Origin of the sequence: Streptomyces sp. NPDC059909 (assembly GCF_042730885.1) — a bacterium.
Classification (GTDB): domain Bacteria; phylum Actinomycetota; class Actinomycetes; order Streptomycetales; family Streptomycetaceae; genus Streptomyces.
The window spans coordinates 50,421-58,717 of the sequence record NZ_JBHWKX010000004.1 but is presented as its reverse complement, the minus strand read 5'-3'; the positions used below and the strand labels follow the sequence as shown (position 1 = coordinate 58,717).

Here is an 8,297-nt window from a genome sequence, read left to right as displayed (position 1 = left end):
ACGCCACACCCTACCCGCTCCCGTCCCCTCAGTCGCTCCGCAGTACCGAAACACCACCCCCCCCCCCCCCCCCCCCCCCGACCCCGCTTCCCTCTTTTGCCCCCCCCCCCCCTTTCCCCCACCTCCCCCACCCCCCCCCCCCCCTCCCGCTATCCGGGCGAGCTTGCCGCTATGCCGGCGTGAGGCCGGGGTTTCCGGCCTCGGTGACGAAGGACGCGACCGTGGTGATGGGCGCGCCGGGGGTGGTCACCGCGGAGACCGTCCGGAAGTCGGCGCGGGCCAGCTCGGTGGTGAGGGTGACCGTCGCGTAGCCGCGGCGGCCGTTGTAGAACTTCATGTGCGGGTTGGCCTGGGTGAGGTTGTCCCAGTTCGCGGGCTTGTCGGCGCCGTCCTTGCCGCTGCTGATGGAGGTGGCGACGATTTCGGTGCCGACCGTGCGGGACGCCGGGTCGTCGAAGTCCTGCTTCAGGTCGAAGGCGTAGCCGACGTGGACGTCGCCGGTCAGCACGACGAGGTTGTCGATGCCGGCGGCCGCGGCGCCGTCCAGGACCCGCTTGCGGGAGGCGGGGTAGCCGTCCCAGGCGTCCATGGACAGCTTGAAGTCGGGGCGCGGGACGTCGCGCCGCTGGGCGAAGGTGACCTGCTGCGGGACGACGTTCCAGAGCGCGTCCGACGCCTGCCAGCCGTCGAGCAGCCAGCGCTCCTGCGTCTCGCCGGTCATGGTGCGCGCCGGGTCCTCGGACTCGGGCCCGGGCGTCCGCCAGCCGTCGCCGTACGCCTGGTCGGAGCGGTACTGGCGGGTGTCGAGGATGTCGAACTGGGCGAGCCGGCCGAAGCGGAGACGGCGGTAGAGCCGCATGTCCGGGCCGTCGGGCTGCTGGGGCCTGCGCAGCGGCTGGTTCTCCCAGTACGCGCGGTAGGCGGCGGCCCGGCGCAGCAGGAACTCCTCCGGCGGTACGTCGTTCTCGGGGATGTCGTCCGCGTAGTTGTTCTCGGTCTCGTGGTCGTCCCAGGTGGCGACGAAGGGGTGCGCGGCGTGCGCGGCGGCCAGGTCGGGGTCGCTGCGGTAGAGCGCGTAGCGCAGCCGGTAGTCCTCGAGCGTGATGGTCTCGCGGTTGAAGTGCGCGGGCAGGCGCCGGTCCGTGTAGTTGCGGGCGCCGCCGACAGCGTTGACGGCGTACTCGTAGAGGTAGTCGCCCAGGTGGAAGACGGCGTCGAGGTCCTCGTCGGCGAGGTGCTTGTACGCGGTGAAGTAGCCGTCGTGGTACGCCTGGCAGGAGACGGCCGCGAGCTTCAGCTCGGAGATCCGCGCGCCGTCGCGCGGCGCGGTGCGGGTGCGCCCGGTGGGGCTGATCCAGGTGCCCGCGCGGAAGCGGTAGTAGTAGACGCGGTCGGCGTCCAGGTTGGCGACCTCGACGTGGACGCTGTGGTCGAACTCGGGGTGGGCGACGGCCTGGCCCCGTCTCGCGATCCGGGTGAAGCGGTCGTCGTGGGCGAGCTCCCACTTGACCGTGATGCGGGCGTCCGGCAGCCCGCTGCCGGGCTCGTACGGGCGGGTCGCGAGCCGCGTCCACAGCAGTACGGAGCCGGGCAGCGGGTCTCCGGACGCCACGCCGAGCGTGAACGGGTCCTCGGTGATCTTCCTGGCGTCGAGCTCGGCGGCGCTCGCGGCTCCGGCGGCCGGAAGGTCGACGGCGAAGGCGAGCGCGGCGGCGGTGCCGGTGACGGTGAGGAAGCGACGGCGTCCCAAGTGCCGTGCGGCGGCCCGGAATTCTCCCGAGTGCTGGCGTGCGGGTGTCATGTAGCCCTCCCCTGACGGCTGTTGTCAGTCGCATTGGAGTCGGGGGCGACGTCCCGTGGTTGTCGGGTGCACAACATCCGCGTGTCGGACGGATGAGATCCGGGTTCGCGGCACTGCCGTACGCTGCGGGCCCATGGAGGCAGAGCGCAGAAGTGCCGTGGTCACGGGAGCGGGTTCGGGCATCGGACGGAGTGTCGCGCTGGCACTCGCGGGCGCGGGCTGGTCGGTGGTCGTCGCCGGCCGCCGTGCGGAGGCGCTGGAGGAGACGGCGTCCCTCGCGGGCGCGGCGGGCCCGGTCGACGTGGTGTGCGTCCCCACGGACGTCACCTCACCGGACGAGGTCACGGCCCTCTTCGCCGCGGTGCGGGAGCGGTACGGGCGCCTGGACCTGCTCTTCAACAACGCGGGCACGTTCGGGCCCGGCGGCGTCCCGGTCGAGGACCTCCCCTACGAGGCGTGGCGCCACGTCGTGGACGTCAACCTCAACGGGTCGTTCCTGTGCGCCCAGGCGGCCTTCCGCCTGATGAAGGACCAGGACCCGCAGGGCGGCCGGATCATCAACAACGGCTCCATCTCGGCGCACGTGCCGCGGCCGATGTCGATCGCGTACACGGCGACGAAGCACGCCATGACCGGCCTGACCAAGTCGCTCTCCCTGGACGGCCGCCCGTACCGGATCGCCTGCTGCCAGATCGACATCGGCAACGCGGCGACCGAGATGACGGCCCGCATGCAGACGGGCGTCCTCCAGGCCGACGGCCGCCTCGCCGTCGAGCCGGTGATGGACGCGGCGGACGTGGCGCGGACCGTGCTCCACATGGCGGAGCTCCCGCTGGAGGCGAACGTCCAGTTCGCGACGGTGATGGCGACGACGATGCCCTACATCGGCCGGGGCTGAACCCCGGTCCCGGCCCCTTGTACGGCCCTGGGGCGCCGCGTTGCCCTTCGGGGCGGTGCGGTGCGCCCGGTGCGGTTCGGGCGGCCCGCGTGTCCGTTCTCGAACGCCGGACGGGCTGAGTGGGCCCGGCGACGTCGATGCCCCGCTGCCGACGCCCCCGCCCCCACCCCGCCCACCGGGAACAGTGGTCGCCGGCCGGGCGTTGGGCGGACATGACGATCAGCCAGCAGGGGGCCGACGTGCTCCGTTACACCGCGTTCTCCAGCGACCCCGACGGCGGCAATCCCGCCGGCATCGTGCTGGATGCGAGCAGCCTGAGCGACGACGACCTGCTCGCCATCGCCGCCGAAGTGGGGTACTCCGAGTCCGCGTTCCTCACCCCGCCCCCGGAGGGCCTCGGCGGCGAGGAAGGCCGGGCGTTCACCCTCCGGTACTTCAGCCCCAAGGCCGAGGTCGCCTTCTGCGGGCACGCCACCATCGCCACCGCCGTCGCGCTCGCCGAGCGCATCGGCCCCGGCGAGCTGCTCTTCGCCACGCCCGCCGGCACCGTGCCGGTCGAGGTGACCGAGGAGGACGGCGTCCTGCGCGCCACGCTCACCAGCGTCGAGCCGCACGTCGCGCCCGTCGACGCCGACGACCTCGCCGAGGCCCTCGCCGCGCTGGACTGGCCGGCCTCCGATCTGGACCCCGCGCTCCCGCCCCGTATCGCCTTCGCCGGCAACCGCCACCTCGTCGTCGGTGCGGCGACCCGGGCGCGGCTCGCGGATCTCGCGTACGACTTCACCCGCCTCGAAGCCCTGATGCACCGTCTGGACCTGACGACCGTGCAGCTGGTCTGGCGCGAGTCCGCCACCGTCTTCCATGTGCGTGACCCGTTCCCCGTCGGCGGCGTCGTCGAGGACCCGGCGACCGGTGCGGCGGCGGCCGCGTTCGGGGCGTACGCCCGTGAGCTCGGCCTGGTGCCCGAGGACGCCGTCCTCACCCTGCACCAGGGCGAGGACATGGGCCGCCCGGGCGAGCTCACGGTCACGCTGCGCGCGGGCGATCCGCGCATCCGCGTCGCCGGTGAAGGAGCCCGTATCGGCTGACGCCGGCCGAAGTGCGGCCGACGTCAGCTGAAGCGCACCGGCAGGTACTTGATCCCGTTGATGAATTCGGAGCGCATCCGCCGCGGTTCCCCCGTCGGCTCCACCCGCGCATGCCGCCTCAGCAGCTCCCTCGTCGGCGACTTGATCTGCGTCCGGGCGAGGCCCGCCCCGAGGCAGTGGTGCGGCCCGCCGCCCCCGAACGTCAGATGCTCGTTCGGGGTGCGGCGGATGTCGAAGACGTCCGGGTCGGCGAAGGCGGCCTCGTCCCGGTTCGCCGACGCGTAGAAGAGCACCGCCTTCTGCCCGGCCGCCACCGGCACCCCCACGGATCTGCGCGCCCCTCGTCGCCGTACGCCGGAAGTTGTGTATCGACCCGTTCCAGCGCAGGAACTCCTCCGTCGCCGTCGCCCACAGCGCGTCGTCGTCGATGCCCTTCACCAGCTCCGCGTACGCCTCCGGGTGCAAGTCCGGGTCCTGGAGCCGCACCATCCGGTTGCTCCACTCGCAGATCCGGTCCTCGTCGGCGGCCGGGACGCTCCTAGGCCTGGCCGGTGTCGAAGCGCGCGATCTTCCCGTTCTCGACGGTGAACTTCCACTTCGTGCGCATCTCGCCCCAGGTCTCGTTGCGGTACCGGACGACGAGCGTGCGCCCCTCGTCCGACTCCGACTCGATCTCCATGTGCCCGCGCGAGGAGAAGATCTCCTTGTCGGTCCAGTCGTCGAGATCGCGTTCCGAGCCGTCGTCGGACATGGTCGCGTCCGGGGTGAGCGTGGCCATGAAGGCGTCGCGGTCGTTGGCGTTGACGGCCTTGACGAAGGCGCGTACGGCCGGGTCGCTGAGCCGGTCCACGGGGATGGTCATGGTCGCTCCTCTGGTGCGTGGGTGCAGGGTGCACGGGCGTTGGAGTCCGTACGCGCGCGTTTGTGCGTACGGACGTGACCTCACCCGTACACCCCGCGGCGTCCCGCCCCACGGACCTTGACCCGGCCGTGGCGCGTCACCCCGTACGCGCGTTGCCCCCGTACGCGCGTCACCCCTTCGCGGGGGCCACCTTCGCGAACCAGCCCGCGGCCTCGTCGGCCCCGAGGACCCGCTCCAGCACGAGGTCCCCGTGCATCCCGGGGAAGAACCGCCCGGCGGGCCAGCCGCGCTGGTACGGCGGGGGATCGAGGACCAGCAGCCGGGCGCCGTCGACGACGTCGATGTCGGACGGGGTGCCCTCGTTCCAGATCCAGCCGCCGTCCGCGCCGACCAGGTTGAACGCGCCGGTCGTCGGGACCTGCCCCTCGGCGTCCCGGCACACGGCGATCTCCTGCGCGGACGGCGCGTCGCCGGGCACATGGCGGCCGCCGATGAGTGCGCCCGCGAGGAGGGTGTGCAGCTGGAAGTTGTCGCCGATTCCGGTCATGCGCATCGCGTAGGCGGTACCGGACTCGCGGTGCAGCACGACGAGCGGCTCGTCGTCGAGGACGCGCAGCGCGTACGCCAGGCACTTGAACTCGTGGTCGGAGGCCTCGGCGACCCGGTCGACGAGCGCGAGCAGTTCGCCCTTGCCCTCGAAGGTCCGGCGTACGGCCTTCGCGTTGAGCATGGCCAGGGCGGCCATTTCCCACTGCGGCAGCGTCCACCAGCCGACGGCCGGCGCGAGCCCGGTCCGCTCGACGACCGCGTCGGCCAGCTCGTCGCCCTCCGGGTCGGGGAGGTCCCCGCCCCCGGTCTCCGCCCAGCGGGCGCAGAACGCCTCGGCCGCCGCGAACGCCTCCCGCGCGCCGGCCAGTACCCCGGGAGCGCACGCCACGGCGTCGGCACCCCGCTCCACACATGCCCCGGTGATCACCGCGGCCACCGCCCGCGGGCCGGGCGGTACGTCCGCGAGCAGCGCCGACATCCGCGGCCCCGCCTCCCGGAACTCGGCGTCGCCGGCCTTTCCGTACGCCCGGTGGAGCTGCGCGAACGCGCGCTCCGCCCCCTCCGCGTCCTGCGCGCGCACGGCGCTCTCGAAGTCACCGACGGCGCCCAGGAACGCCTTTCGTCCGAATATCATCCGCGCACCCTATCCCCATGGCACGCTCCCCGGATGAACAACGTCTGGGACACCGTCGAACACCTCCACGCCTGGCTCGAAGCGGCCACCGACCGCGCGCCCGAGGAGGAGACCCTGCTGCGCGTGCTGAAGCTGTCGGAGGAGGTGGGCGAAGTCGCGCAGGCGGTCATCGGCGCGACGGGGCAGAACCCGCGCAAGGGCACCACGCACACCTGGCAGGACGTGGAGTCCGAGCTGTGCGATGTGATCGTCACGGCGATGGTGGCGCTGCGCACGCTGAACCCCGAGGCGCCGCGGGTGTTCGAGGACCATCTGCGGACCGTGGCCGCGCGGTCGTCGTAGCGGTCCAACGGCTGGGTCCTCCGGCTGCCGACCCGGAGGTCCGCACCCCTATCTGTGAAGATCTTGTGTGCGCTAGGGTGCGGCTCCCCCAGATTCGGCGAACTCCCCGAAAGGCGCGGATCCTTGAACGAGCCGTACCCGCACCCCGGCGCGCACCCGGACCTGACCGCGGAACCGCACCCTCAGCCGTACCTCACCGCGCAGCCCTACCCGTCCTCGTACCCGCAGCCCACGCCGCCCCGGCCCAAGTGGCAGCACCCGGGGCTGATCATCACCCTGCTCGTCCTCTTCCCGCCCGCCGGGATCCTGCTCGCATGGCTCAGCGACTGGCCGCGGGGGAAGAAGATCGCGGCCACGGCGATATCCGGACTCTGGTTCCTCGTCGCGCTACTCTCCGATCCGCCCCAGGAAGGCGGAGCCACGGCCACCGCGCGGCCGGGCGCATCGGCGTCCGCGACCGAGCGGGCCGCACCTGCCGCAAAAGCCGCGCCGCTGTGCAACGCCCCGGGCCGGGCGCCCGCCGCTCCGGATCCGTCCGGCCCGCTCGACCACGTACGGCTCGGGAAGCTGACCTGCGAATTCGAGACGAACGGCAAGCTCGACGACGCCGAAGTGCCGGTGACCATCACCAACAAGGGCGCGAGGAAAGCCGACTACACCGTGACGGTGCAGCTCCTCGACGCCTCGGGCAGCGTGATCAAGTCGAACGACCTCACCAAGGCGTACGGGCTGGCCCCCGGCGGGACGAAGACGGCTTCGGCCATTCTCGTCGGCTGGGGCGAGGAGATCGAGACGGACGGCGCGGGCTACTGGACGCGCGTGTCCGTCGTGGAGCGCAAGGAGCAGCGGGCCGCCGAGCCGGCTCCCACCGAGGACGGGGACTTCGATCTGGGCGACCACCTGCCGAAACGCACCATCACGCCCGGCGCGTACTGCAGCAAGGCCGGAGCGGTCGGCGTCTCGAAGACGGGCAAGGTCTACACCTGCCGGCACGGACGCTGGCGGAGTTGACGCTCCGTCCACTCCTCTGCACGCCGCGCGCGCCGATGGCCCGATCGGGCCGGTGTATGAGGATGCTCATGTGAACTGTCTTGCTTTCTCGCGGAGTCGCTGCGCCAATGGCACCTGTCACTGGCTGCCCACCCGTCCCACCGTGGCCGGGTGCCGCGCGCACGCAGTGGCAGTCGGCGACGCCATCCCGTGACCCCCCACACACGAAGGCGGGACCCCCATGAAGCACGGCACCCTTCGCACGGCCACCGTCCTCTTAGGCACCCTGACCGCCGGCGCGCTCGTCATGGCGCCCGCGGCGCAGGCGGTCGAGCCGACGACGGCGACGCTGTCGTTCGACTGCGGTTCGTACGGCTCCGGCGAGGCGACCCTCACGGCCACCCAGGACGGCACGGCCGCGACGATCAACGTCTCCACCTCCGCCATCACCGCCCCCATCCCGATCTCCGCGAACTCCGTCAGGTCCACCCTCACCCTCACGAAGAACGGCTCCGGCACGGCGACGTTCACCGGCAACGCCAACCCCGCGATCCCGGCGGGCGGCGCCGTGTCCACCGGGCCGCTGAACGGGACCGTCACCGCGGGCGACAGCCTCGAGGCGACGACCCTCACCGTCGTGGTCTTCGGCATCACGGCGACCTGCACCGCGACGTCCCCGCAGAACCCCGGCCCCTTCGTCTTCTGACGGCCGGCGCCTCCGACGCGACGGCGCGAGGGCGACAGCACCCGGGAGGGGCGGCGCCCACGGCACGGTGCCGCCGCTCCACCCCTCCCGGCCTGGGAGAACGTCAGTCCTTGAAGTCGGGGGCGATCCGGTCCAGCAGCCGCAGCATCGCCGCCCAGGCCAGTTCGTACGCGTCGTCGTCCTGCAAGTCGGCGGACGCCTCACCGGCGAGCTGCCGCGCCGTCGAGGTTGAGGGCGACGCTCTCGTGGTCGTGGTAGCCGACGCGGTTGGAGAACTCCATCGACATCACGGCCGAGGCGGTCCCCGCCGCAGTCTGACCCGACTGTGGGGGCCTGGGGGGGGGGGGGGTAGGGAGGGGACCAAAGCGGGCGCCCTCGGAGAGGGGGGGGAGAGGAACAAAGAAAGGCGGGATTGGTCGTTTTCGGG

Annotated in this window: 9 protein-coding genes; 5 read left to right on the top strand and 4 right to left on the bottom strand. The window is 72.4% G+C overall.

What is annotated here, in order from left to right; genetic code table 11:
• Window positions 1-169 precede the first annotated feature (169 nt).
• Window positions 170-1,801, bottom strand: a complete 1,632-nt coding sequence (locus tag ACFV9O_RS05480) for an alkaline phosphatase D family protein (RefSeq protein WP_385412648.1) — start codon at window positions 1,799-1,801, stop codon at window positions 170-172.
• Window positions 1,802-1,934: 133 nt separating this feature from the next.
• Between ACFV9O_RS05480 and ACFV9O_RS05475 the strand changes: the two genes are divergently transcribed.
• Together ACFV9O_RS05475 and ACFV9O_RS05470 are read left to right on the top strand one after the other, a co-directional pair.
• Entirely contained in the window at window positions 1,935-2,699 is a 765-nt protein-coding gene (locus ACFV9O_RS05475) for an SDR family oxidoreductase (RefSeq protein WP_385412647.1), read from the top strand.
• Window positions 2,700-2,911: 212 nt separating this feature from the next.
• Window positions 2,912-3,787 (top strand): PhzF family phenazine biosynthesis protein, encoded by an 876-nt coding sequence (locus tag ACFV9O_RS05470; RefSeq protein WP_385412645.1) that lies wholly within the window; start codon window positions 2,912-2,914, stop codon window positions 3,785-3,787.
• A gap of 23 nt (window positions 3,788-3,810) precedes the next feature.
• Here the strand turns inward: ACFV9O_RS05470 and ACFV9O_RS05465 are convergent, their stop codons facing one another.
• From ACFV9O_RS05465 to ACFV9O_RS05455, 3 genes are all read right to left on the bottom strand, one after another.
• Window positions 3,811-4,113, bottom strand: a complete 303-nt coding sequence (locus ACFV9O_RS05465; protein WP_385412642.1) for a cytochrome P450 — start codon at window positions 4,111-4,113, stop codon at window positions 3,811-3,813.
• Window positions 4,114-4,325: 212 nt separating this feature from the next.
• On the bottom strand, window positions 4,326-4,649 hold the full coding sequence (locus ACFV9O_RS05460; RefSeq protein WP_385412639.1) for a nuclear transport factor 2 family protein: 324 nt from the start codon (window positions 4,647-4,649) through the stop codon (window positions 4,326-4,328).
• Window positions 4,650-4,818: 169 nt separating this feature from the next.
• On the bottom strand, window positions 4,819-5,832 hold the full coding sequence (locus tag ACFV9O_RS05455) for a hypothetical protein (RefSeq protein WP_385412637.1): 1,014 nt from the start codon (window positions 5,830-5,832) through the stop codon (window positions 4,819-4,821).
• A gap of 33 nt (window positions 5,833-5,865) precedes the next feature.
• Here ACFV9O_RS05455 and ACFV9O_RS05450 point away from each other — a divergent pair, with 33 nt between their 5' ends.
• From ACFV9O_RS05450 to ACFV9O_RS05440, 3 genes are all read left to right on the top strand, one after another.
• Window positions 5,866-6,174 carry a MazG-like family protein gene (locus tag ACFV9O_RS05450; RefSeq protein ID WP_385412635.1) on the top strand — a complete coding sequence of 103 codons (309 nt, stop codon included), beginning with the start codon at window positions 5,866-5,868 and terminating at the stop codon, window positions 6,172-6,174.
• Window positions 6,175-6,297: 123 nt separating this feature from the next.
• The gene (locus tag ACFV9O_RS05445; RefSeq protein WP_385412632.1) at window positions 6,298-7,185 is read left to right on the top strand and encodes a hypothetical protein; all 888 of its coding nucleotides are present in this window, start codon (window positions 6,298-6,300) and stop codon (window positions 7,183-7,185) included.
• A gap of 220 nt (window positions 7,186-7,405) precedes the next feature.
• The gene (locus ACFV9O_RS05440; RefSeq protein WP_385412630.1) at window positions 7,406-7,870 is read left to right on the top strand and encodes a hypothetical protein; all 465 of its coding nucleotides are present in this window, start codon (window positions 7,406-7,408) and stop codon (window positions 7,868-7,870) included.
• Window positions 7,871-8,297 lie beyond the last annotated feature (427 nt).

What these genes read in the sequence shown, in the direction of transcription:
- ACFV9O_RS05480 (WP_385412648.1), bottom strand. Translation starts at nt 1,801, where the DNA reads ATGACACCCGCACGCCAGCACTCGGGAGAATTCCGGGCCGCCGCACGG.
- ACFV9O_RS05475 (WP_385412647.1), top strand. Translation starts at nt 1,935, where the DNA reads ATGGAGGCAGAGCGCAGAAGTGCCGTGGTCACGGGAGCGGGTTCGGGC.
- ACFV9O_RS05470 (WP_385412645.1), top strand. Translation starts at nt 2,912, where the DNA reads ATGACGATCAGCCAGCAGGGGGCCGACGTGCTCCGTTACACCGCGTTC.
- ACFV9O_RS05460 (WP_385412639.1), bottom strand. Translation starts at nt 4,649, where the DNA reads ATGACCATCCCCGTGGACCGGCTCAGCGACCCGGCCGTACGCGCCTTC.
- ACFV9O_RS05455 (WP_385412637.1), bottom strand. Translation starts at nt 5,832, where the DNA reads ATGATATTCGGACGAAAGGCGTTCCTGGGCGCCGTCGGTGACTTCGAG.
- ACFV9O_RS05450 (WP_385412635.1), top strand. Translation starts at nt 5,866, where the DNA reads ATGAACAACGTCTGGGACACCGTCGAACACCTCCACGCCTGGCTCGAA.
- ACFV9O_RS05440 (WP_385412630.1), top strand. Translation starts at nt 7,406, where the DNA reads ATGAAGCACGGCACCCTTCGCACGGCCACCGTCCTCTTAGGCACCCTG.